Annotated in this window: 23 protein-coding genes; 10 read left to right on the top strand and 13 right to left on the bottom strand. The window is 51.2% G+C overall.

The window, feature by feature from the left end; all coding sequences use genetic code 11:
- Positions 1-8 precede the first annotated feature (8 nt).
- Genes JMI88_RS12205 through JMI88_RS12220 form a run of 4 tightly spaced genes read left to right on the top strand, consistent with a single transcriptional unit; the run spans position 9 to position 4,135 of the window.
- Positions 9-968, top strand: coding sequence for an ABC transporter permease (locus tag JMI88_RS12205; protein ID WP_201362107.1), 960 nt, complete (start codon positions 9-11; stop codon positions 966-968).
- A gap of 8 nt (positions 969-976) precedes the next feature.
- The gene (locus JMI88_RS12210; protein WP_201362108.1) at positions 977-2,116 is read left to right on the top strand and encodes an ABC transporter permease; all 1,140 of its coding nucleotides are present in this window, start codon (positions 977-979) and stop codon (positions 2,114-2,116) included.
- Between the two features lie 21 nt (positions 2,117-2,137).
- Positions 2,138-3,115 carry an ABC transporter ATP-binding protein gene (locus tag JMI88_RS12215; protein ID WP_201362109.1) on the top strand — a complete coding sequence of 326 codons (978 nt, stop codon included), beginning with the start codon at positions 2,138-2,140 and terminating at the stop codon, positions 3,113-3,115.
- A gap of 15 nt (positions 3,116-3,130) precedes the next feature.
- Positions 3,131-4,135, top strand: a complete 1,005-nt coding sequence (locus JMI88_RS12220) for an ABC transporter ATP-binding protein (protein ID WP_201362110.1) — start codon at positions 3,131-3,133, stop codon at positions 4,133-4,135.
- 36 nt (positions 4,136-4,171) lie between these two features.
- Here the strand turns inward: JMI88_RS12220 and JMI88_RS40655 are convergent, their stop codons facing one another.
- On the bottom strand, positions 4,172-4,543 hold the full coding sequence (locus JMI88_RS40655; RefSeq protein WP_201362111.1) for a response regulator transcription factor: 372 nt from the start codon (positions 4,541-4,543) through the stop codon (positions 4,172-4,174).
- A gap of 238 nt (positions 4,544-4,781) precedes the next feature.
- Complete coding sequence (locus JMI88_RS12230) at positions 4,782-5,228, bottom strand: response regulator transcription factor (protein WP_201362112.1); 447 nt, start codon at positions 5,226-5,228, stop codon at positions 4,782-4,784.
- 312 nt (positions 5,229-5,540) lie between these two features.
- On the opposite strand from JMI88_RS12230, the gene JMI88_RS12235 reads away from it, so the two are divergent.
- Complete coding sequence (locus JMI88_RS12235; RefSeq protein WP_201362113.1) at positions 5,541-6,560, top strand: ThiF family adenylyltransferase; 1,020 nt, start codon at positions 5,541-5,543, stop codon at positions 6,558-6,560.
- Positions 6,561-6,751: 191 nt separating this feature from the next.
- On the top strand, positions 6,752-8,422 hold the full coding sequence (metG, locus tag JMI88_RS12240; RefSeq protein ID WP_201362114.1) for a methionine--tRNA ligase: 1,671 nt from the start codon (positions 6,752-6,754) through the stop codon (positions 8,420-8,422).
- A 214-nt stretch (positions 8,423-8,636) separates the two neighbouring features.
- Here the strand turns inward: metG and JMI88_RS12245 are convergent, their stop codons facing one another.
- From JMI88_RS12245 to JMI88_RS12280, 8 genes are all read right to left on the bottom strand, one after another.
- Positions 8,637-9,248: a GNAT family N-acetyltransferase gene (locus JMI88_RS12245; RefSeq protein ID WP_201362115.1), complete on the bottom strand. Its 612-nt coding sequence runs from the start codon at positions 9,246-9,248 to the stop codon at positions 8,637-8,639.
- 67 nt (positions 9,249-9,315) lie between these two features.
- Positions 9,316-10,326 (bottom strand): ROK family protein, encoded by a 1,011-nt coding sequence (locus JMI88_RS12250; RefSeq protein ID WP_201362116.1) that lies wholly within the window; start codon positions 10,324-10,326, stop codon positions 9,316-9,318.
- 6 nt (positions 10,327-10,332) lie between these two features.
- A complete protein-coding gene (gene tsaD, locus JMI88_RS12255) occupies positions 10,333-11,514 on the bottom strand; it encodes a tRNA (adenosine(37)-N6)-threonylcarbamoyltransferase complex transferase subunit TsaD (protein WP_201362117.1) in 1,182 nt (393 codons plus the stop codon).
- Between the two features lie 59 nt (positions 11,515-11,573).
- Positions 11,574-12,182: a ribosomal protein S18-alanine N-acetyltransferase gene (gene rimI, locus JMI88_RS12260; RefSeq protein WP_201362118.1), complete on the bottom strand. Its 609-nt coding sequence runs from the start codon at positions 12,180-12,182 to the stop codon at positions 11,574-11,576.
- 10 nt (positions 12,183-12,192) lie between these two features.
- Positions 12,193-13,014 carry a tRNA (adenosine(37)-N6)-threonylcarbamoyltransferase complex dimerization subunit type 1 TsaB gene (gene tsaB / locus JMI88_RS12265; RefSeq protein WP_201362119.1) on the bottom strand — a complete coding sequence of 274 codons (822 nt, stop codon included), beginning with the start codon at positions 13,012-13,014 and terminating at the stop codon, positions 12,193-12,195.
- Positions 12,995-13,549, bottom strand: a complete 555-nt coding sequence (tsaE, locus tag JMI88_RS12270; protein WP_201362120.1) for a tRNA (adenosine(37)-N6)-threonylcarbamoyltransferase complex ATPase subunit type 1 TsaE — start codon at positions 13,547-13,549, stop codon at positions 12,995-12,997. The genes tsaB and tsaE overlap by 20 nt, the downstream gene beginning before the upstream one ends.
- 248 nt (positions 13,550-13,797) lie before the next feature.
- On the bottom strand, positions 13,798-14,307 hold the full coding sequence (locus tag JMI88_RS12275) for a zinc ribbon domain-containing protein (RefSeq protein ID WP_201362121.1): 510 nt from the start codon (positions 14,305-14,307) through the stop codon (positions 13,798-13,800).
- A 56-nt stretch (positions 14,308-14,363) separates the two neighbouring features.
- Positions 14,364-14,762 (bottom strand): YraN family protein, encoded by a 399-nt coding sequence (locus JMI88_RS12280; RefSeq protein WP_201362122.1) that lies wholly within the window; start codon positions 14,760-14,762, stop codon positions 14,364-14,366.
- Positions 14,763-15,228: 466 nt separating this feature from the next.
- On the opposite strand from JMI88_RS12280, the gene JMI88_RS12285 reads away from it, so the two are divergent.
- From JMI88_RS12285 to ruvA, 3 genes are all read left to right on the top strand, one after another.
- On the top strand, positions 15,229-15,999 hold the full coding sequence (locus JMI88_RS12285; RefSeq protein ID WP_201362123.1) for a YebC/PmpR family DNA-binding transcriptional regulator: 771 nt from the start codon (positions 15,229-15,231) through the stop codon (positions 15,997-15,999).
- A 43-nt stretch (positions 16,000-16,042) separates the two neighbouring features.
- A complete protein-coding gene (gene ruvC / locus JMI88_RS12290) occupies positions 16,043-16,585 on the top strand; it encodes a crossover junction endodeoxyribonuclease RuvC (protein WP_236022910.1) in 543 nt (180 codons plus the stop codon).
- Positions 16,586-16,720: 135 nt separating this feature from the next.
- Positions 16,721-17,311: a Holliday junction branch migration protein RuvA gene (ruvA, locus tag JMI88_RS12295; RefSeq protein ID WP_201362124.1), complete on the top strand. Its 591-nt coding sequence runs from the start codon at positions 16,721-16,723 to the stop codon at positions 17,309-17,311.
- Positions 17,312-17,481: 170 nt separating this feature from the next.
- Here ruvA and thiL read toward each other — a convergent pair whose 3' ends face one another.
- Entirely contained in the window at positions 17,482-18,513 is a 1,032-nt protein-coding gene (gene thiL, locus JMI88_RS12300; RefSeq protein WP_201362125.1) for a thiamine-phosphate kinase, read from the bottom strand.
- 200 nt (positions 18,514-18,713) lie between these two features.
- Here thiL and JMI88_RS12305 point away from each other — a divergent pair, with 200 nt between their 5' ends.
- Positions 18,714-19,388, top strand: coding sequence for an antibiotic biosynthesis monooxygenase family protein (locus JMI88_RS12305; RefSeq protein WP_201362126.1), 675 nt, complete (start codon positions 18,714-18,716; stop codon positions 19,386-19,388).
- Positions 19,389-19,465: 77 nt separating this feature from the next.
- On the opposite strand, the gene JMI88_RS12310 is transcribed toward JMI88_RS12305, so the two are convergent.
- Together JMI88_RS12310 and JMI88_RS12315 are read right to left on the bottom strand one after the other, a co-directional pair.
- Positions 19,466-19,900 carry a hypothetical protein gene (locus JMI88_RS12310; protein ID WP_201362127.1) on the bottom strand — a complete coding sequence of 145 codons (435 nt, stop codon included), beginning with the start codon at positions 19,898-19,900 and terminating at the stop codon, positions 19,466-19,468.
- A gap of 111 nt (positions 19,901-20,011) precedes the next feature.
- Positions 20,012-21,040 carry a GGDEF domain-containing response regulator gene (locus tag JMI88_RS12315; protein ID WP_201362128.1) on the bottom strand — a complete coding sequence of 343 codons (1,029 nt, stop codon included), beginning with the start codon at positions 21,038-21,040 and terminating at the stop codon, positions 20,012-20,014.
- Between the last annotated feature and the right edge of the window lie 884 nt (positions 21,041-21,924).

Here is a 21,924-nt window from a genome sequence, read left to right on the forward strand (position 1 = left end):
GGTTCAAGATGGCTCAATTTCTTCTTAAAAGGCTTATTGGCCTTGTCTTTGTGCTCTTGGGCGTGACATTCATCACGTTCATCATTGGGTACGCCGCACCAGGTGATCCAATCCAAGAAATGATGGGAAACCACTTTAATTTAGCTCAGTACCTACGCCTCAAACACCAATATGGTCTCGACTTACCCTTGCTGCAGCAATATTTCAACTACATCGTCCGGCTCTTACATGGTGACCTCGGGACATCCTTCCAGACAGAAAATCGCCCGGTCTGGGATATCCTGAAGGATGGAGTGCCTACGTCGCTTGAGCTTGGTATGTGGGGCTTACTGGTCCAGGTCCTCATTGGTATTCCGCTGGGCATTCTGGCAGCCCTCAAGTCGGGTACCTGGATCGACACCATCAGCATGGGTCTGGCGATTTTCCTGTTCTCGGTACCTTCCTTCATTCTGGCATCGCTCTTCCAGGTAGCCATTGTCTATCTCCACAACTCAGTTGGACTCAGCTGGCCGGTGGCAGGTTGGGGCAATGCCTGGCAGTACACACCATCAGATATTCAGTTTAAACTTGGCCCCATCATTATCTATGCAGCGATCGGCCTGGCGTATTTTGCTCGTCTTACTCGCACCAGCACATTAGAAGTGCTGCGCCAGGACTACATCCGCACCGCTCGCGCCAAAGGCCTCAAAGAGCGCGTCGTCGTTTACCGCCACGCCATGCGCAATGCATTGATCCCAATCATCACAGTCCTGGGAGTCACCCTCGGCTTCCTGGTCACCGGTGCCTTCTTTACTGAGAATGTCTTTAATATCAATGGAATTGGCTATATCACTATCCAATCCATCACCACGCGCGACTATCCAGTCATTCAAGCGACGACAGTGCTCCTGGCCACTGGAGTGGTATTAGGCAATCTCATCTCTGATTTGCTCTATACAGCCGTAGATCCACGCATTAAAGTTTCATAGGAGAAAAAATGGACACACATGATCACAAACCAGAAACAGGTGCGCCCGGATTTATTGCTCCCAGCTCCAATGTGGCTCAGCCCGAATGGGAATTAAACACCCTACCTGGCCATCCTGAAGACCAGGTAGAATCCATTCCCGAAGAAGCCATCATTGCGGAAACGGCTCCGGTCAATCTGAAGGCACAGAAATCACGGACACCATTTCAAGAGTCCCTCAGACGCTTTCGCCGTGACAAGCGTGCCATGATCAGCCTGGGCATTATTATCTTTATGGTAGTAGTGGCCGTGCTTGGACCCCCTATTTATCAACACATTGGTGGCCCCTATAAAGGACCATTCAGTTCTAAAATCATCGGCCCAGATGTTTATCATACCTATGATCACCAGGAGCTGGACCGGACCCATGAGTTGCCCTCGGCGCAATATTGGCTGGGTACCGATGGCATTGGACGTGATTTGTTGGCACGCCTGATGCAGGGTATGCTGATCTCGATTGTGCTGGCGATCGTCGTTGAAATTGTGGACATTACGCTGGGTATTAGCATCGGTGTGCTGGCCGGTTACTATGGCGGCTGGATCGACCAATTTCTGGCCCGCCTGGCAGATCTCCTGTTCGCCTTCCCGGGTCTGCTCTTTGTCATCCTGATCGCTGGTATTCTGGGTAGCTGGGCCGACGATAATCTTTCTAAGATTCCGGTTGTAGGGCCCAACGGAAACGCTCGTCTGCTGCTCGTCTCAATGGCGCTGGCGTTTACGGCCTGGCCGTTAATGGCCCGCTACGTGCGCGGTCAAACGCTGCAGTTACGCGAACAACAATTTATTGAGGCCGCCAAAACCTCGGGAACCAAGGACTTCACCATCCTGACCCGCCACATCGTTCCCAACCTGTTCAGTATCGTTATGGTTGCTTCAACCCTGAACATCTCGGGCACCATTGTGGGCGAAGCAGGCATCAGCTACCTTGGTCTCGGCGTACAACCGCCCGGGTCCAGTATTGGCCTGATGATCGCGCAGGCCTCACAATCCCTGACGGCCTATCCATGGGAACTTTTAGTCCCATCCTTGACACTTGTCATCATCGTGCTATCATTCTCATTTATAGGTGATGGATTGCGCGACGCTTTTGATCCTCATTCAAAAGACTAAAGAGTAAGTGGAGATAGATATATGGCAGCAAACTTGCTGGAAGTCAATAATTTAAAAACCTACTTCTACACGAGAGGAGGAGTGGTCAAAGCTGTTGACGATGTTTCGTTTATTATGAAACCCGGCCAAACCCTGGGTGTAGTAGGCGAAAGCGGTAGCGGCAAAAGCGTTACTGCCCTGTCAGTTATGCGCTTGATCGCAACCCCTCCTGGGAAAATCGCTGGCGGCGAGATCCTCTTCAACGGGGAAAATATTTTGGATAAGAGCCGGGATGAGCTGACCGAATTGCGCGGTAGCAAAATTTCCATGATCTTCCAGGATCCCATGACCTCGCTGAATCCGGTCTTTACTGTCGGCTATCAGATCGCCGAGACAGTAAAGCGGCACCGCAAAGATGTCAGCAACGATCAGGCATGGCGCCGCGCCGTCGAAATGCTTGACCTGGTGCGCATCCCGGATGCCAAGAGGCGTGCGAAAAACTATCCCCACGAATTTAGTGGCGGTATGCGCCAACGCGTGATGATCGCTATTGCCCTGGCCTGTAATCCGCAGCTGTTGATCGCGGACGAACCAACGACCGCGCTCGACGTGACCATTCAGGCTCAGGTACTTGAGCTGATGAAGGGTCTATCGCAGGAGTTTGGGACCGCCGTCATGATGATCACCCACGACCTGGGCGTAGTCGCCGGTACATGTCAGTATGTAAATGTTATGTATGCTGGCCATATCGTAGAATCAGCCCCGGTCAAACAAATATTTGAGACGCCCGCCCATCCCTATACCGTAGGGCTTCTGCAATCAATCCCGCGCGTCGACGACGTCCGTGGTGCACGGCTTACCCCGATCGCTGGTCAGCCCCCTGACATGATCAACGTCCCCCAGGGGTGTCCATACGCCGCGCGTTGTCCCAAAGTACAGGCTCGCTGTCGTCAAGAGCGACCAGAGCTCCAGCTCGTTGGTCGTGGCGATCAAACTGCAGCATGCTTCTATCCAAATTAGTACAAGAGGTAAACTATGGCACAAGAAGTTCAGACGCCCCAGGCGACAGGAACCACACTCGTTGATGTCAAAGGACTCAAGGTCCACTTTCCGGTCAAAGGTGGCCTTCTCGGGCGCACAGTGGCTCAGGTAAAGGCGGTTGACGGTGTCGACCTCTTTATCCGCCGCGGCGAGACATTAGGACTGGTAGGTGAAAGTGGTTGTGGCAAATCAACCACTGGCCGCGCTATCCTCCAATTGCTCAAGCCAACCGCAGGCTCGGTCAAATTGAATGGCGTGGAGCTGACCAAACTCTCACCTAACGAGATTCGTCGCAAGCGCGCAGATATGCAGATGGTGTTCCAGGATCCTTATAGCTCGCTGGACCCACGCTACACGATTGGTCAGATTATTTCAGAGCCGCTAGAAAACTTTAATCGTGGCAACTCCAAAGCGATTCAAGAGGAAGTGGCCCACTTGATGGAGACGGTGGGCCTGAATCCTTTCTATGTCAACCGCTTTGCCCATGAGTTTAGCGGTGGTCAGCGTCAACGTATCGGTATTGCGCGCGCCCTGGCTCTACATCCATCATTTGTGGTTGCCGACGAACCCGTTTCGGCCCTGGACGTCTCGATCCAGGCGCAGGTTTTGAACCTCTTGCAGGACCTGCAAGGAAAATTCGGCCTGACCTATCTGTTTGTAGCCCATAACCTCTCGGTGGTCAAACACATCAGCGACCGCGTCGCTGTGATGTATCTGGGCCGTGTGGTTGAGCTGGCAAAGAGCGAGAGCCTGTATGAGACGCCTTTGCACCCATACACCCAGGCCCTACTGTCAGCAATTCCTGTGCCTGATCCTGAGGTAGAGCTGCGCCGCAAGCGCATCATCCTTGAAGGTGATGTTCCCAGCCCGGTCAATCCACCCAGTGGCTGTAATTTCCATCCTCGCTGCTGGAAAGCGCAGGCAATCTGTCGCGAAGTCATTCCACCACTGGAAGAGAAGCAGTCCAACCATTACGCAGCCTGCCACTTCCCTGGTTAGTTGCTGAATAGAGGAACAAAAGCAAGAATAAAGCGTCTAGACGGTGGTACGCCGCTCTAGACGCTTTATTCTTGCCAACAATCTGATACGGGCTATCAGGTGATGCGTATCAAACGGTTTCACGACATAGTCGTCCGTTCCCGCCTGAAAACCCTCCACCTTATCTTGCAAAGTGGCCATAGAGGTCAACAACATAATCGGAAGTTGCTGAAGTGAGGGATTGCTGCGCACGTAGCGACATAGATCTAAGCCACTCTCCCGCCCTATCACCACCTCTGAGATCACAATATCAGGCTGAGATAAAGAGAGGCATCGTCTAGCCTCAGAAACAGATCCGACGCACTGTACAGTAAATTCGCCACCCAGCGCTTGCTTCATTCTATCATGTATATGTGGATCATTATCCACAAAAAGAATATGTAACCTACGCAATGCCTGTAGCTCACACGCGCGCTAGCGCTTTCATATAAATAAATAACAGAAAAAAAGAAACTTATATTGTTGTGGATGCCAGGCCACAAAGTTATCAATGTGTATTTTGATCAATTTAAACATAGAAACGTATTATGCCCCGGCAGACCTGATCTTTGCGCAAACTGCTGGCTCACGTCCTTAAAGATCAGCACAAGTCGCCATGGTTGACCAGCTAGTCACGCTCTGTCTGTGATTGAGCCAGGGAATCAGTGCGACGCTGGCGTTCGGCAGGAGTCAGGCGAAGCACATGCTCAATTGCTGCGTTCAGAGCGGTTGGCTTAAAAGGCTTTGTAAGATACTCATCTGCGCCCGAGAGCAAGCCAGTCATCTGATCTTCTTCGCGGGTCATGGCACTTAAAATGATCAAAGGAACATTTGCGGTACGTGGGTCGCCACGCAAACAGCGCACTAATTGATACCCATCCATTCTAGGCATTTTGACATCAATAATTACGCAGTCAGGTTGCTCGGCGAAAACACGCTCAAGCCCCTGAACTCCGTCGTATGCAACAACAACCTGGTACGAGCCCTGGAGATTCACCGCATATTTGATGAGCTCCACGATGGTAGGGTTGTCGTCGATAACCAATACTTTCTTGATTGCATTCACGCTGCTCATATGGCCGCCCCTCGCAAAGAGTCGCACAATGTACTGGTTACAGATTTCCAGAAAACGAGTATCACACTTCACGCATTGTAACACAGTTATGCGCTGCTGCCAACTTTCACCATATTCTGTCCTACAAAGAAAGTATTAGTCGTAATTTCCTGGCGTGTGGCTAGTGGTGCGGTATACACAAGGGCTCACCAGTAATTGCTCAATAAAGTTGTGCCGTTAAAGAGACGCTGGAAAGTGTCGCCTGCGGGTTAATTGCGGGTCGTGCTACAATACAATAGATGGCTATCTGTATATGGAGAAGGGGGATACGCGATGCTTGATCGCTATTCGCGACAAACCTTGTTTGGTCCGATTGGGAAAGCAGGACAGGAACGGTTAAAAGAAGCGAAAGTTACAATTATTGGTTGTGGGGCGTTAGGAACGACTCTGGCCAATAACCTCTGCCGTGCCGGCGTGGGACATCTGGTAATCGCTGATCGCGATTATATTGAACTGAACAATTTACAGCGACAAATCCTTTTTGATGAAGATGATGTAGCACAACATATTCCGAAGGCGATCGCCGCCAGGCAGCGACTGGCTCGGATTAATAGCGAGGTTGAAGTTGAGGCACTGGTGGATGATATTACCGCCGATGGCATTGAGTCCCTGGTACTAGAGTCAGATTTACTACTGGATGCGACCGATAATTTCGAGACGCGCTACATCATTAATGATGCCTGCGTCAAGCATCAAAAACCCTGGATCTATAGCGGTGTCATCGCGGCCTATGGCGTGACGATGAATATCCTGCCCGGACAGACAGCATGCTTGCGCTGCGCGTTTCCTGAGCTTCCCCCTCCCGGTAGCACGCCTACTTGCGATACGGCCGGTGTATTAAACGGTATTGTAGGAGCGATCACAGGCATTGCTTCAACCGAGGCCTTAAAGATCCTGCTCAATAGTGATAAGACCAGCCACGACATGACCTGGCTTGATCTATGGGAGAATACCTTTGAGCGCATCGAGCTGCCCCGGCAGCCAGATTGTCCAAGCTGTGGAGAGCATCACTTTACTTTTCTGGAGGCGCGCGGTCAGGCCAGCACCAGCCTGTGTGGACGCAACGCTGTACAGGTACGCAATACGATGCATGAACAACAACAGCCATTGAATTTTGCCGCGCTGGCCGAACGCCTGCAAGCCATTGGCACCGTCAACTATAATGCTTACTTGCTACGTTTTCAGGTCGACGGCTATGAATTGACCGTTTTTCCAGACGCACGAGCAATCATTAAAGGGACGGATGATGAACAGGTAGCTCGCTCAGTCTATGCGCGTTATATAGGAATGTAGAGGGGAATGCGCGGGAGTACAAGGACCATACGCAAAAATAGTGCTTGTACTCCCTGGTCACACTTGTTATAATAACCCGTGGTTCATCTCCTGTTTTTCTCTGTCACCGTCAATGAGATACGCAGAAGGTTGAATAAAACCTCCCCGCACACAATACAATCCTTCAAGCAAAAAGGGAGACATATATTACGATGAATGAACATATACTTGTCTGCGTAGCGTGGCCGTACGCAAAAACCTCGACCCACGTCGGGCAGGTAGCCGGCGCATACCTACCCGCAGATACCTTTGCGCGCTATCACCGTATGGCAGGGAACCAGGTGTTGATGGTTTCGGGCAGTGATGAGCACGGTACCCCGATACTCGTCGAATCCGAGCGTCTGGGGATTACGCCACGCGAATTTGTGGCCAACTATCACCAGCAGATTTGTGAGGTCTGGGATCAACTGGGCATGTCGTGGGATCTCTATACCGAGACCGGAACAGCCAACCATTATCGCATTACGCAAGATTTCTTTCTGACACTCTACGAAAAAGGCTATATCTTTAAAGACAGCATGCAGTCCGCTTACTGTCCAACCGATCGCCGCTTCTTGCCTGATCGCTATGTAGAGGGAACCTGCCCACTCTGCGGCTATACCGAGGCCCGTGGTGATCAGTGTGATAATTGTGGGCATACGTTGGATCCAGTGGACCTCATTGACGCGAAGTGTCGTCTGTGCGGCAGCAAACAGAGCAAGTTAGAGATGCGCATGACCGAGCACTTCTTCCTGGATCTGCCTAAACTACAAGAGCCGCTGTTAGCATGGCTATCAGAAGGCAAAGAGCACTGGCGCCCTAATACCCTGGCGTTCGCTATGAACTGGTTGAAGGAAGGGCTGCGTGCGCGTGCCATCACCCGCGACCTGGACTGGGGCGTGCCGATCCCGCTGGAAGGCTACGAAGATAAGCGCATCTATGTCTGGTTTGATGCCGTGATTGGCTACTTCTCCGCATCCGTTGAATGGGCCGAGAAGCGCGGTACGCCCGAAGCCTGGAAAAACTGGTGGATACCAGGCCTGTCCGAATCAGAAGTCAAGCCTTACTACTTTATTGGAAAAGACAATATTCCATTCCATACCATTATCTGGCCAGCGATGTTACTGGGCTATGGCAACCGCATTCTACCGTTTGATGTACCCGCCAATGAGTTTATGACTATGAGTGGCGCCAAAGCATCCAGTAGCCGTGGCAATGTGATCTGGACCAAAGATGTGCTGGAGAAGTACGGCGCCGATATGTTGCGCTATTATCTCTCGGCCACCGCTCCAGAAGGACGCGACACCGATTTCACCTTTGATGAGATGATACGCCGCAATAATGATGAGCTGGTCGCAACCTACGGCAATGTCGTGCATCGCACGCTGACATTCCTGCAAAGTAAATTTGGCGGGGTTATTCCTCAGCCACTGCCACTGCGAGACGCGGACAAGGAGATCCTGGCCGAGCTTGAGCATGGCTTTGCGCAGGTAGGCAAGTATATCTCCCAGTGCCATTTTAAAGAGGGTTTAAACGCGGCCATGATCGTGGCACGCGCAGCCAACCGTTATCTGGATGAGCAAGCGCCCTGGAAGCAGATCAAAGTAGATCGGGAAGCCGCCGGCACTACCATTTATGTCATGTTGCAGGTCATCAGTGGCCTACGCCTGCTCTTCTGTCCCTATCTGCCATTCTCGTCGCAAAAGCTGCATGGCTACCTTGGCTTTGAGGGCGATGTCAGCGCGCAGCCCTGGCAGCCTGTAGAGATTCCTGCAGGAACCACGCTACCAAAACCTGCTCCTCTCTTCCCCAAAATAGAAGAACCAATTGCGGCCGAAAAGTAGTCTGCGATGCAGCAGTGGGACGTGCTGGCGCGTCCCACTACTGCTTTTATAAAGCATGCGCTTTGTGCCTTCGGCCCCTGACGCTACGCGCCTTCGGCGCTCAAAAGAGGTTTTTATGTTAGTGCAGAAAGTGCGCTATGCGCACTTTCTGCACTAACATAAAAAGAGGGTGGGGGCGCTGACGCCCCCAGGCGGACGCGAATGAGCCCGCAAGCTAGGCTTCAGGAGTAGATAAGAGGCGTTTGCCCATAAAGATCGCTACCTCATGGGAGAGATCGCCGGGGGGATAGAAGTGACGATTGATGCTCCAAATCTCCAGCCCATTGCGCAAATAAAATTGCACGGCAGGGTAATTGGTATTTTGGGTCTCAATCACAATGGCCCAGCATTTTTGTTTACGCGCCCAATCAGAGGCACAGCTGAGCAATAGAGAACCAATGCCATAGCGTTGAAACTGGCGGCCCACAATCAGATTCTGAATGCGAGCCACCGAACTATGATCCTCAACTGTCAAAAAAATGCCACCAGCCACCTTACCATCAGCCAGGGCGACAAAGCCTCCTTCCGTCAGGCGTAGCAGAGCCTTTATCTTTCCCAGCGAATTCTCACTGCCATGAAAATTCTTGTAGAGCGGTGGATCAACAGCCGTCTCTACCAGTTCAAAGGCAAAGGCCACCCTACCATCCTCATTCCCATTCACATGATTATGAAGGAGCTGGTTACGCACCCCTAGTGTATAAATGCGATCCGTTTCAAAATCGAAATCGAGTTCATGCAGAGCAAAAGCATCACTGACATGCACAGCACGCACTTCAATGTGATCCATGCAACTCCCTGCTTTCTTCGCCTCTATCTGCCAGCTTTAGCAGCACACGCAACGAAAAAACATGCACTTACTGTTTAGAGTTGATAGCGTAGCCCGTGGAAATCGCTCCCAGAGCCGCAGCCCCCGCGACACCCGAGAAATCGCCCAGTTTCGCGCGCATAATTGGTGTTTTCTTAGCCGGAACCGAAAGCGCCACCTTGCGAGCGCGCGCCACGGCGGTCTCAAACAGCAAATCGACAGCTTCAATCACGCCACCACCCAGAATAATGCTGTCGGGATTATAGAAATTCATCACCGAGGCAATACCATAGCCCAGGTAGTTGGCGGCGTCAGACACAATCTCCATCACCAACTCATCCCTGCGCTCGATGGCGTTGGCGATAATGCCAGAGCGGATAATGGTCTCGCCCTCTTTTAGTTGTACCAGGGCCTCATCAGCCAGAATCGAGCGGCGACCATGGTGAATCTCAGCCAGAATAGCTTTGGTAATCGCTGTGCGGGACGCATATGCCTCCAGGCAGCCACGTGAACCACAGCCACAGATACGGCCACCCGCCTGGATGGTTATATGACCAACCTCACCGGCGGTACCGGTCAAACCTGTATACATACGACCATGTTGCACAATGCCGGAACCAATGCCGGTGCCAACAAAGATACACACAAAGTTATCGTAGTCACGGCCAGAACCATACAGGCACTCGCCCATAGCGGCCACCTCTACATCGTTACCGACGAATACAGGCAAGCCAAAGCGCTCATTTAAAATAGTTCCCAGTGGCATGTTGCGCACACCAAGATTAGGTGCATCCAACACCACACCTGCCTTACGATCAATTTGACCGGCCGCTCCCACACCAATAGCCAGCAATTCGGCATCCTCGGGAAGCTTGGCCGCAGTCATAGCAGCGGTCGCCAGTTCAATGGTGCGCTGAGAGACAAAACCCTGGCCACGCTCGGCGCGCGTACGCTTGCGTGCGGAAGCCACAACGCTCCCATCAGAAAGATCAATCACAGCAGCGAGGGTCTTCGTGCCCCCCAGATCAATTCCCAGTGCATAAGATTTTGTCTTTGGCATACGATCTCACTTTCTAAACGGCAGGCTTAATCCTGGTTGGACATCCAGATCCATTCCGTGATGTTCACCCAAACTCAAGTGGAAAAAGGCTGCGCTCGCAATCATTGCGGCATTATCAGTACAAAAATCGATAGGAGGATAGCTCAGGCGAATGCCGAGCGGCTGTAGTTCCTGGAGCATACGAGTCCGCAAGCTGAGATTGGCAGCCACGCCGCCCGCCAGAATAACCTGCTTGACCTGATATTCTTGAGCGGCCATACGCGTCTTGACAGCCAGAACATCGACAATAGCCTCCTGAAAACCAGCCGCCAATAAAGCTATATCAGGGGCTCCCGTTTGCGCTGCCTGTTCCCCCATACGAGTATAACGTGTGTACTGGGTAGAAGGCTTCCCATCCTCGTGTTCGTGGGCAGCATCCGTCGCCCCTTCGGCCAGATGCAACATTGCCGTCTTAACACCACTAAAGCTAAAGTCATAGGTGCCACGCAGCCACGCTCGTGGTAAGCGATAGACATTGCGTGCTTTCTTCACAGATTTCTTCTGTTGCGCATATGCATCTTCCGCCTGCTGGGCCATGCGCTGGATGGCAGGACCGCCGGGATAACCCAGACCCAAAACACGCGCAACCTTATCTAAAGCTTCTCCAGCTGCATCATCGCGCGTCCGCCCCAGTAACTCGTAATCGCCATGGTCGCGCACCAGCACAATCTCGCTATGCGCTCCCGAAATAACCAGGCAGATCAAAGGGAACAAAGGATCACCAGACTGATACCTCCACTCCTCCTGTGGAATAGGAGCAGCAATAGCCGCATCAACCTGTGGACGCAGCCAGTTAGCATAGAGATGGGCCTCCAGGTGATTTATGCCCAGAAATGGCAGCTCGCGGGCCAGCGCCAGCGTCTTACCAACCGTCAAACCGACCAGCAAAGAGCCAGCCAGTCCCGGACCATAGGTAGCCGCGATCGCGTCAACGTCCTCCCATGAACACGACGCTTGCGCCAGAGCAGTCTCCACCACAGGAATGATCGCCGCAATCTGTTGACGAGAAGCGACCTCGGGCACCACACCACCATAGCGATTATGGATCTCAATTTGCGAAGCCACCACATTGGAAAGCAAATAACGGCCATCCCGCACAAGTGCAGCCCCGGTTTCATCACATGAGCTTTCAATACCAAGTACAAGCATAGATTACATCCCCGGCTATGCAGCCGTTACCAAGAGACAAAACACACCACCCAAAGCAATTACTTCGCCTCTAACTTTTGCAATAACGCCGCCTTCATTTCTAAAAACTTTTGTTTATAGCTAGCAGAGTTGATCTCATCGGTCCACATAATTAAAGCGTCTTCCTGATTATCGCTATAATAACGGTGGCGCACACCAGCTTCACGAAAACCATATTTGCGGTATAGATTCTGGGCGATATGATTCGAAACACGAACCTCCAGCGTAACCCACTTTGCCCCTATATTATATGAAATATCAATCAAGCTCACTAATAACAATTCGCCCAGACCCTGCCCACGCGCGGCTGGATGCATCGCAATGGTGGTGATATGCGCCTCATCAACCATCAGCCACAGGCCGGCGAAGCCCATAATTGAGGCCAGGCTCGGTGCCGGTGAAGTAACAGCGGGCCTGCTGGGTAAGAGTGAAAGCGGAAAAGGACGCGTCTTTCGCAACTTCTCCGGCTCAGCAGGGACCGCACTCTGCTCTTCAAGGATATGCTTATCGCGTAACACGATGTAGTGCGCCCAGCGATTATCTTGTAGTTCCTTGCGGTAGGCGCTCGGAGGCCACGTCGATGGGTAAGCCAGACGCTCAATCTCAATAACGCGAGGCACGTCCGACATCGTCATTCTATCAATGGCGTAACGCACCCTGTTCCCTTTCTGTTGTATCATGATCGGTTGATCGTAGGAGCGAGCCGCCAAGCAAAGGCTGCTTGCGGGTACTCTTCGTAATGGATGGACGCCGTAAATAGAGAGGTTCCAGCACAAGTGGATCATCTTCTTGCCCGTCCTGCAGACGTTGCCAGGCCAGTTGAGCCAGCACAGAAGCATATCTCGTCGATTGAATTGGATCTCTCAACACACCTTGCTCCGCCATCCCCTGATGCAAAGCCTGTCGAGAAGCGGCCTTCATTTCACCACAAAAAAGCACTGGCGCAGATAGCGCAACCGGCCAGTTAGACAACTGTGTATGAAGGAAATCCATCAGCGCTTGCGGCGTACCTAAAAGATAATCGCCAACCTGCTGCAAGCGATAGCTCACCTCACCATCCGGATTCCTGGTCTCAGTGGAAAAATAACAGCCAGCATACAATTCAGAGCGGCCAGCTTCCAACACCGAACAGATCGGTCCACGCCAGAGTTGCTGTTGGGCAGCAAGCACATCCAGCGTGCCGATGCCAAGCAAGGGTTTCTGTAACGAAAATGCCAGAGCTTTGGCCGAGGACAGTGCCACACGCACACCGTTGAAAGAACCGGGTCCTAACGCCACCCCAATCGCATCAAGTTGTTGCAAAGAGATCTGCCGTTGCGCCATGATGCGCTGAATGCGATCCAACAAATCTACACTATGGTTATTCTCTGAGAACCAGGTATATTCACTCAACAACTCGTTTTCTGAGCACAAAGCGACACTCGCATAGCGAGTCGAAGTATCAAGAGCGAGTAATAGCATACATATTCTTCTGAAACTGCCGGAGCAGTTCGCAATAGCGCGGACCCGATGCCACAAACAGCAGGCGGCGCTTCGTTTCATCGACAGAGCTCAGGCGAATATCCAATCGTTCCGCAGGCCACAGCTCCTCAGCGTTGCCCGCCCACTCGACCACACATACACCTGAGCCATAAAAGTAATCTTCAAAGCCGAGATCAACAATCTCATCAGGATCTTCCAGTCGATAAAGATCAAAATGGTAGAGGGTCAGAGCTTTATTGCCCTGTGATGCCGACATGCCCTGATACTCTTTCAGCAACGTAAACGTCGGGCTATTCACCACGGTCGTTACCTGCATACCTCTAGCCAGGCCCTGCGTAAAAGTCGTCTTGCCTGCCCCAAGCTGCCCATCCAACAAAATCAGGTCACCCGGCTGCAACAACGCGCCCAGGGCCGCGCCTAAACGCTGAGTCTGAGATGCCCGTTGACTGATCACCTCCAGAGAACAGATCCCATCCTGCGCTGGCATACCTGCGTCACGCCCCTCATCACGCACTGGAAGCCTCCCTACAAATGCTGATTGGTGCCGCATCTACGACACCCAGATACCTACTCCCATTCAACAAGTTCAAATAAAGCAAAAATGTCAGATTCCCTGACCACAAAGAGGGAATAGTGAGTAACATTATAGCATACAAGGAACTTTGATGGGGATAATCTGCCCTGCTTGTGGAAGGGCAGATTATCCCCTGTTTTTTTATTCAGGTGATGGATGCTCCTTGCATCCTCACCCGGTGGAGGTGATTAGCGGAGCTTGGCGCCGCAGCTGCGACAGTAGAGAGCGTTAGCGCGCAAGGGATTCCCACATTGAGGGCAGCGCTGGCCCTGAGTATCAAAGGCTGGATTGGGCGCCGACTGTGGTTGACCATAGCTGGCGTTGTTGGCATTGGGCGGGGCCTGAGTGCTTGATGATGTGGGAGGCGCATAGTTCATGGTGGGACCAGGCGCGAACTGGTCAGCCGGATAGGTCTCGTTTTTGGCTTCTTGCAGTTGCGTCTCACGTGAGCGCAGATCATGATCCAGCTCAAAAATGCTGGCACAGAGACGTGAGAGTTGTGAATCGGTGAGTGATCCCTGTTGATAGAGATTCATTGCCACCTGGCCAAGCTCTTCCATCAAATGCTGCCGCTGCTCCAGCAGTTTATCGATCTCGCTCTGCTTATTACGCACACGCAGCTGTTTTTGAGCCTCCCAGCTCGTACGACTTACAGCCGAATTGACAAAATTTTTGGCTGACGACAGAAAATCACTCATTGTTTCTTTGCCTCCATATTATTCAATTGGGTGGTGTATTCCTATTGCTATAGAAATTATGCAGTAAATGCGTGCTGGTAGACACGAATTTCTTCCAGTTGTCCGGTCACACTAAGCTGGACGGCCACAACGTCCACACGCCACGAACGCTCCAGGTCAGCATTTGTGATAAACAAATAATATTGACCTACCTGTATAATCTTTTGTTGCTTACGCTGGTCGACCGCCTCTTCGGGTAAACCATGGGAAAGCCCACGACGAGTTTTGACTTCGATAAATACCAGGTCAGAACCATGTTCAGCCACCAGATCTATCTCGCCATAGCGGCAACGAAAGTTGCGCTCCAGAATAACGTAGCCCGACTGCTGCAAACGCTCGGCCGCCAGGCGTTCACCGGTGCGACCCAGTCCCTGACGAGCCGCTTTTCCAGATGTGCCAGTACGCTGCTCCTTCACCTCAACCACCCACCCTTCTGTATCTATGTACGCATTGTAAGCCGCTGTGTTGTACAAACATCGGCCATCCAGATATATGCTCCGGTTCTGGGCATTCGTCCCTTGCGCGTGTAATTTGTTGGTTTAGAAGTGCCAGACTGGAAAACAGAGGCGCAACAAATGTAGTGCTTATTTTAGCATAAATACTCGCCAATGCAAAAAGCACAGGTTTTCATAGCGCCTACCGGGAATATGATATTATTGGTATGTTCCTAATACAGACAATAACAGATGTGGCCGCAAAAAGCAGCAGAATATCTGGCATATAGAGCAAGCAAGGGGTCCAGATGCAACCCTCTCGACGCTCTATACCTATTCGTGTTAAAATAGGCCCGACAGCTATTCACAACTAAAAAGCAACAGGTAATTTATGCACAGCGCATATTTTATACAGAGAATCGTCTGATTAGACTAGGGGAGCAACGATATGTCAGGACATTCAAAGTGGGCACAAATTCGCCGCTCAAAAGGCGTCAATGACGCACGCCGAGGCCAATTGTTCACTCGGCTAGGACGCGAGATCGTTGTAGCGGTACGTGAAGGGAACAGCGGTGACCCGAACGCCAACTTCCGCTTGCGCATAGCAGTACAACGTGCACGTGATGCCAATATGCCGATGGATAATATTGATCGCACTATCAAGCGCGCTCTGGGTGGTACTGAAGGCAACAACCTGGAAGAGATCACATACGAAGGATATGGTCCTGGTGGTACGGCAATCCTCGTACAGACGCTGACCGAGAATCGCAACCGAACCGTCGCCGAGGTACGCAACGCCTTTAACCGCAATGCTGGCAATATGGGTGAAAATGGCTGTGTCGACTGGCTCTTTGAAAATAAAGGGGTCATCGAAGTTGAGCTAAATGGTAAGGATGCGGACGAGCTTTCGCTGGAAGCCATTGATTTTGGTGCAGACGACGTCGAACCAGCTCATCCAGGTGACGAGGTACTGGTCATTTATACCGACCCCGCTCACGATGTGCTTGAAAAAGTGCAACACGCACTTGAAGAGCACCACTACAAGGTCCTCAAGGCCGAAAGTACGCTGGTCCCAAAGACCCGCATCGAGTTAAGCGAAGAAAAAACAGCGCACCAGGCTATTCGCTTGATCGAGAAACTGGAAGATCTAGACGACGTCCAGAACGTCTACACCAACGCAGATTTCCCGGAAGCATTCGCGGCTTCATACAACGCATAACTGTTTGCGCGTCAGTCGCTAATGCCAGAAGGGAGTGTGGCAGATGGAAAAAGATCTCATGCCGCCTCCGCCTTCAGATGCGCGTATCGCGCTCGGCATTGATCCAGGTACAGCAATCGTTGGCTATGCAGTTGTGATGGCGAGGGGCAGTGAGCTGAGCATGCTAGCATGCGATGCGATCACGACCCCCGCCAAAATGCCATTGGCCCAGCGTTTGCAAATTATTTATGAGGGCCTGAGCAAGCTCATTGTAACCTACAAACCGCAAGAAGCGGCGATGGAGGAGCTTTTCTTCGCGAAGAACACGCGCACTGCGATGACGGTAGGCCAGGCGCGTGGGGTTGCGATGCTTGCCCTTGCCAATGGTGGTCTCTCCGTAGCTGAATATACCCCTAAGCAGGTAAAACAAGCCGTTACCGGTTATGGGGGAGCCGATAAGAACCAAGTAGGAGAGATGGTACGTATATTGCTCAAGTTAACAGCAATACCCAAACCAGATGACGCCGCTGATGCTGCTGCGGTCGCCATTTGCCATTTGAACACAGCTACCTATGCGGCCAATCTCTTACACTACCATCGTTCTTAGGTGCGCCCCTTGCAGGCTTGCCGAAACACAACAAGAAACACGAATCGTAGGTGCGCCCACTTGCGGGCGCTTCAACTGCGCGCGAAGCAGAAGCTTCTTGCCATCAATAAAAACAAAAGAGGTACAGTTGGGGAGATGATTACCAGCATTCACGGCACCCTTGAAGCCACGGGTATCGATTACGCACTTATACGGGTAGGGGGATTTGGGATACGGGTTTTCGTGCCATCTTCCACGCAACAGCGCCTGAAGGAACCAGGAATGGAAGTATCGCTGGCCACCCATTTTCATATGCGTGAGGATGGCATCTCACTGTATGGCTTCTTGACGGATGCGGATCGAGATGCCTTTGAGCAGTTAATTGGCGTCAGCGGAGTTGGTCCCAGGGTCGCGCTGGCCATTCTCTCGGTCATGGATGCATCTGCTTTCTACCAGGCCATCGCCGATGAGGACCAGCAACGTCTGGGTCTGGCAAAAGGGGTAGGAAAGAAGCTGGCGGCCCACCTGATTCTTGAGCTCAAGGGCAAATTGCCATCTCTGGCTGCTCTAACCGGTAATGGCGCCACGCCCGCGGCTGGCAATATTAAAGCCGAGGCGCTCGAAGCCTTGATGGGTTTAGGCTATACCAATGCCGAGGCTCAGGCTGCCCTGGCCAAGTTGCCTCAGGATCGCCCGATGTCCTTAGAAGAACAGGTGACCTTTGCGCTGCGCTCGTTTTCTCGCTAAACGCGTGGTTGAAATGCATGCGCTTTGTGCCTTCAGCCCCTGACGCTACGCACCTGCGGTGCGTAGCGTCAGGGGCCGAAGGCGCGAACCCTCTGGCTTTCAGACATGCTATTAAGGAGTGTTGCCAGAAATGCTCGATGCGCATTTCTGGCAACACTCCTTAATAGTTTTTATTTTTTGGGTTTCAGGTGATCCCAGCTGTGGGCATGTAAGGGTTCTGTGTGTCCGTTGGAATGTGCTAGCGTTAAGCCGGCGGACAAGGGTTGGATCTCGCCAATTACGGTTAGCGGTGTCCCACATTGCTCCTGGAGGGCGGTACGTACTTCGTCTAGAGATGGGAGCTGCAGGGTGAAAAGTAATTCGTAGTCCTCGCCGCCATGCAAAGCCCAGTCCAGTGGATCATGCTGTAGAGCCTGCGCTACATGCGATAATGGCGTAGAAAGAGGGATAGTCGCCAGGTCCACACGTGCCCCGCAGCCGCTACGCTCGCATAGATGTGTGAGATCACCACTCAAACCATCGCTGATATCCAGCATCGCCGTGATCTGTCCCGCCTTAAAGCTAGCAAGCAACTGACCTTCGTGGACACGGGGCAAAGGCGCTGTATGCCGTCCACGTAGCGCCTGCAGATCATGCGGCAACACAGCATCAGTAGCTGGACGCAAGAAAGTCTGTAGACCGGCCGCAGAGTCCCCTAAAGAGCCGGTAACGCATATAAGGTCGCCCACACGGGCTCCACTACGCAAAATAGCATGTCCACGCGCAACGGTACCCAGCAGCGTAATATCAATGACCAGTTGTTGGGCAGCACCAGTGCCAGCAATATTGCCACCAACGATAGTCGTGTCAAAGCGCTGCGCCTCCGCCCGCAATCCAGCATAGATACCATCCAGTACATCGACGGACAGATGAGGAGGCAGCAGCAAAGAAACCAGCGCATAACGAGGCGTTCCACCCATAGCTGCAATGTCGCTCAAATTGATCGCCAGCGCCTTACGTCCAATATGCTCTGGAGAGGAGGTCTGCAGCGTAAAATGGACCCCCTCGACCTGGCAATCGCAGGTAGCCAGTAAAAGATCGCCGCTTCCCAGATCCAACAGAGCGCAATCATCGCCAATCCCAACATCACCGGCGGCACGGGTAGCCAGGCCAGCCGTCAGGCGTGCAATGAGTTCAAACTCGCCAAGGGCTGAAATATCCATATATCATCCTCTACCTGGTACAAATTTGATGTTGTACACATATACACGTTCTCTATCACAGCGGAAATATTTATCCACAAGTTCTCATTGTCCACACAGCCAGGTTAAAAAGCATAGGCAATAATCCTATTGCACCATGCCAATCGCTATGCTATTCTAGTCTGCGTTCTAACGCTCATGCGAAAAGTTGAGGCATTACCTTGCAGCACAGTACGGAGTTATTAGTTGTCACGCTGGCTCATGTCCTTCCCGGCAAAGATACAGAAGCGCGGGCGCACATACGCTCGATTGCGGACACGTTGCGCAGCGCTCCAGGACTCATCTCCACACGCCTGTATCGCGGTCGCGGCAATGGCATCGTTTATCTGCTCCTGACCACGTGGGAAGATGAACAAAGCTGGCTAAAAGCTCAGGAACGCCACACCCCAAAGAAGTTACTATTAACAGCCACCAATCTGCTGGTCTCACAACCAGAACAATGGCTGCTCTACTATCTCTGGGGCTATAGCCGCCCGACCGCCCCGGCACAGCTTGCCTCAGTCCATATCATGACCATTGAGCCACAAAAGATTGAGCAGGTCCAGAAACAATGGCTGGCGGGTTTATACCAACCAGAGCTACAGACAAACCTGACATTTGCCTTCTTTGCCCGAGGCATCAATGATACGCCGACCGCACACAAGATGGCTGCCGTTACGCATGCCACTACTTATCAAGAAATATTCGCGCAGCAAAGCTCACTACTCTTTGTTTTTTTTAGCTGGGCCAACGAAATGGAGCGTGAAGACTTCTATGCGCAGGAAATCTATCAACAGGTAAAAAAAATAGTCGAGCGCACGGCTCCCATCAATGTGCTCTCTCTGGAAATGCTGTAAGCAAGCGAAAAAGGTATCCTGGAGCAAGCGTGGCCTACTCTGGGATACCTTGATATCAATCGTCGTGTGTGCGCCAATCAGTCAACCGACGTCTCTGCTACCGGGCGATCATAATATTTTTTCAACTCGGCCTTCAGAAATTCTCGGTCTGACCACATCGCACTCGTCAAGGTATGATACTCGCCATCACAAACTGGCGCGGCAGGAGCACACTTACGATGCGGGTGCAGGCGAAACAGAATGGAGCTACCGCGCACCTCAATCCACATATGGCGTCGCGTAGAATGCGTTCCCCAACGAAAAAGCACCAGCGAATCATACTCTTCAAAGTGTCCTCGACCTTTAAGGAGATTCCTGTTAATGCTTTGTAACATCTCAGCTAAACCGCTCTCACGCAACACGTGCTTGGCATTCTCACGAACAGAGAGACGCTGCGCTTCGCGCTCTTGCTCATCTAATACATCATCATGGATCTCGGACGAGAGGTCCTGATATTCATGGCTAGTAGACATGGTAACCTTCCGGCAAATAGCAATAAAAAACAGATAACATACTCAGCATAGCACAGAGAAGCAAGGGATCACAGCACGACAACCGCATCGCCCTGAAAATGGAGTGCGCATCTATTTAAACTTTGCCAGCACATCCTCTTCGGAAAAGTGAAAAAGGTCCCGTCCAACGTTTCCGACCAGGTTAAAGGTCGCCGGTGTATGCGACACCTGAGTGGGAATGCCCCATTGTGGAGAAACGCGCGAAACGTTATTGGAGGATTGTTTAGCCAGGCGCTTGGCTTCAGCCGTCAGAGTGCTCACCTCTTTCATAGAATGCGAACACTTTATCTGATCGCTGACCACACCGATAGAAAGAGAAACCAGCGGAAACTGATAAGGGCGTCCGGCCCGATCAACGCCGTTAATCGAACCACGCTCAATATCTTCAGGATGATAAAAGGTCATACTCTCTTGTTTATAGCGCGCCAGGATATGGCGGCACAGTAATTTCTCGCGGTCCGGGGTAGTTACAATCACAAAATCATCCCCACCTACATGCCCCACAAAATCGTCTGCATTGCCATACTCATACACGACACGTTGACAGATATGGCCAACCAGTAGAATCATATCATTGCCGGCAACAAAACCATAAGCGTCGTTAAATGCTTTAAAATTATCAAGATCGAGATAGAGAACACTCCAGGGGTCGGAGCCACGCAGTTTATAATCGATGGCCCGCTCAAGTTGTAAGCCACCAGGGAGGCGAGTAAGAGGTGAAAGCGTCGTTTGCTGCATACGCCGCAATTGTCGGCGAATATGGGCCAGCAGTTCATCCGAGCAACATGGTTTGGTAATATAGCTATCAACACCCAGCTCATAAGCACGGACCTTATCAACCAGAGATGTATATGCACTCATCATAATGATGGGAATATGCATACACTTGGGATGGTCACGTAACTGTTGAATGACCTGATAGCCATCGATACCCGGAAGTTCCACATCCAGAATGGTCAGGCTTGGCATCTCACGCATGGCAAACTGTACAGCATCTTCGCCGTTTCCAACCATAACAGCTTGATATCCCTCGTCCCCAAAATGCTCCCTGACTAATTGTGTGATGACTCCTTCACCTTCGACGACTAGAATGCTGGACATATATGCTCCTACCTCTACATTTCACTATATACACCGTGTATACCTTAGAAAGCTCACTTTTTCTTTTTAGTACGGATACAGTGATCCGTGCGCATAAAGTTTTCTGTGAGTCAAAATACGATTGTTCTACCCGTTAGCTATAGGTACACCACCGTAGCGCAGTAAACTCTTTATGTGAAGTACATTAAAAAATACATAATGTTTTTATTGTGCCATCAGTGTATAAGTAACATAAAATACGCTTTATGCGTATCAAATGACAAAGTCACCTCCTGATATGAACCCATCGAATGGGAGAGTGGGGGCATTGAGCCAAACAGCGAAGACAGTGTAGCGCAATGCCTGGCATAGGCAAAAAGAGATAACCAACTGTCTTCTAGTGTACATATCGTACTTACAGTACCAAAAGTAAGTATACATATGTCATAGTTAGTATAACATCCTTCGGGCTACATGCAAAGGTTTTGTCAAACAAATCGAAGCAATTCGTTACAAATTGCCAAAATCTCACAACATTGTGACTTTTGGGGGCAAACATACTATTCATCGTCCCCACCAGAACCCCAATGAAGCGTCAAATGACTGAATTTAGCGAAAACTGGTAAAAACTTATAAAATCAGGTACCATCTCCCTACCAGCCATAGTGCCTGACTGATACATGTTTACGAACATCTCTATTAATAGAGACGATCAATGACCACTTTACATGAGATAAATTCTCAACCAATTACCACGAAATTTTTTTACACTCTCTAGTATTTTATGTGTGTGAACAAGTACCTCTACCGCGAATCACACAAGAATGTTGACGCATGAGTCTGACTGAGATAATATTTAGATATAAGGCATACGATAAAAAGCAATCAGCAGTCTGTACACCTTC

Source organism: Dictyobacter formicarum, assembly GCF_016587435.1.

What these genes read in the sequence shown, in the direction of transcription:
- JMI88_RS12285 (WP_201362123.1), top strand. Translation starts at nt 15,229, where the DNA reads ATGTCAGGACATTCAAAGTGGGCACAAATTCGCCGCTCAAAAGGCGTC.
- thiL (WP_201362125.1), bottom strand. Translation starts at nt 18,513, where the DNA reads ATGGATATTTCAGCCCTTGGCGAGTTTGAACTCATTGCACGCCTGACG.
- JMI88_RS12230 (WP_201362112.1), bottom strand. Translation starts at nt 5,228, where the DNA reads ATGAGCAGCGTGAATGCAATCAAGAAAGTATTGGTTATCGACGACAAC.
- ruvA (WP_201362124.1), top strand. Translation starts at nt 16,721, where the DNA reads ATGATTACCAGCATTCACGGCACCCTTGAAGCCACGGGTATCGATTAC.
- JMI88_RS12210 (WP_201362108.1), top strand. Translation starts at nt 977, where the DNA reads ATGGACACACATGATCACAAACCAGAAACAGGTGCGCCCGGATTTATT.
- JMI88_RS12275 (WP_201362121.1), bottom strand. Translation starts at nt 14,307, where the DNA reads ATGAGTGATTTTCTGTCGTCAGCCAAAAATTTTGTCAATTCGGCTGTA.
- JMI88_RS12235 (WP_201362113.1), top strand. Translation starts at nt 5,541, where the DNA reads ATGCTTGATCGCTATTCGCGACAAACCTTGTTTGGTCCGATTGGGAAA.
- tsaD (WP_201362117.1), bottom strand. Translation starts at nt 11,514, where the DNA reads ATGCTTGTACTTGGTATTGAAAGCTCATGTGATGAAACCGGGGCTGCA.
- JMI88_RS12250 (WP_201362116.1), bottom strand. Translation starts at nt 10,326, where the DNA reads ATGCCAAAGACAAAATCTTATGCACTGGGAATTGATCTGGGGGGCACG.
- rimI (WP_201362118.1), bottom strand. Translation starts at nt 12,182, where the DNA reads ATGTCGGACGTGCCTCGCGTTATTGAGATTGAGCGTCTGGCTTACCCA.
- ruvC (WP_236022910.1), top strand. Translation starts at nt 16,043, where the DNA reads ATGGAAAAAGATCTCATGCCGCCTCCGCCTTCAGATGCGCGTATCGCG.
- metG (WP_201362114.1), top strand. Translation starts at nt 6,752, where the DNA reads ATGAATGAACATATACTTGTCTGCGTAGCGTGGCCGTACGCAAAAACC.
- JMI88_RS12310 (WP_201362127.1), bottom strand. Translation starts at nt 19,900, where the DNA reads ATGTCTACTAGCCATGAATATCAGGACCTCTCGTCCGAGATCCATGAT.
- JMI88_RS12205 (WP_201362107.1), top strand. Translation starts at nt 9, where the DNA reads ATGGCTCAATTTCTTCTTAAAAGGCTTATTGGCCTTGTCTTTGTGCTC.
- JMI88_RS12245 (WP_201362115.1), bottom strand. Translation starts at nt 9,248, where the DNA reads ATGGATCACATTGAAGTGCGTGCTGTGCATGTCAGTGATGCTTTTGCT.
- tsaB (WP_201362119.1), bottom strand. Translation starts at nt 13,014, where the DNA reads ATGCTATTACTCGCTCTTGATACTTCGACTCGCTATGCGAGTGTCGCT.
- JMI88_RS12215 (WP_201362109.1), top strand. Translation starts at nt 2,138, where the DNA reads ATGGCAGCAAACTTGCTGGAAGTCAATAATTTAAAAACCTACTTCTAC.
- JMI88_RS12315 (WP_201362128.1), bottom strand. Translation starts at nt 21,040, where the DNA reads ATGTCCAGCATTCTAGTCGTCGAAGGTGAAGGAGTCATCACACAATTA.
- JMI88_RS12220 (WP_201362110.1), top strand. Translation starts at nt 3,131, where the DNA reads ATGGCACAAGAAGTTCAGACGCCCCAGGCGACAGGAACCACACTCGTT.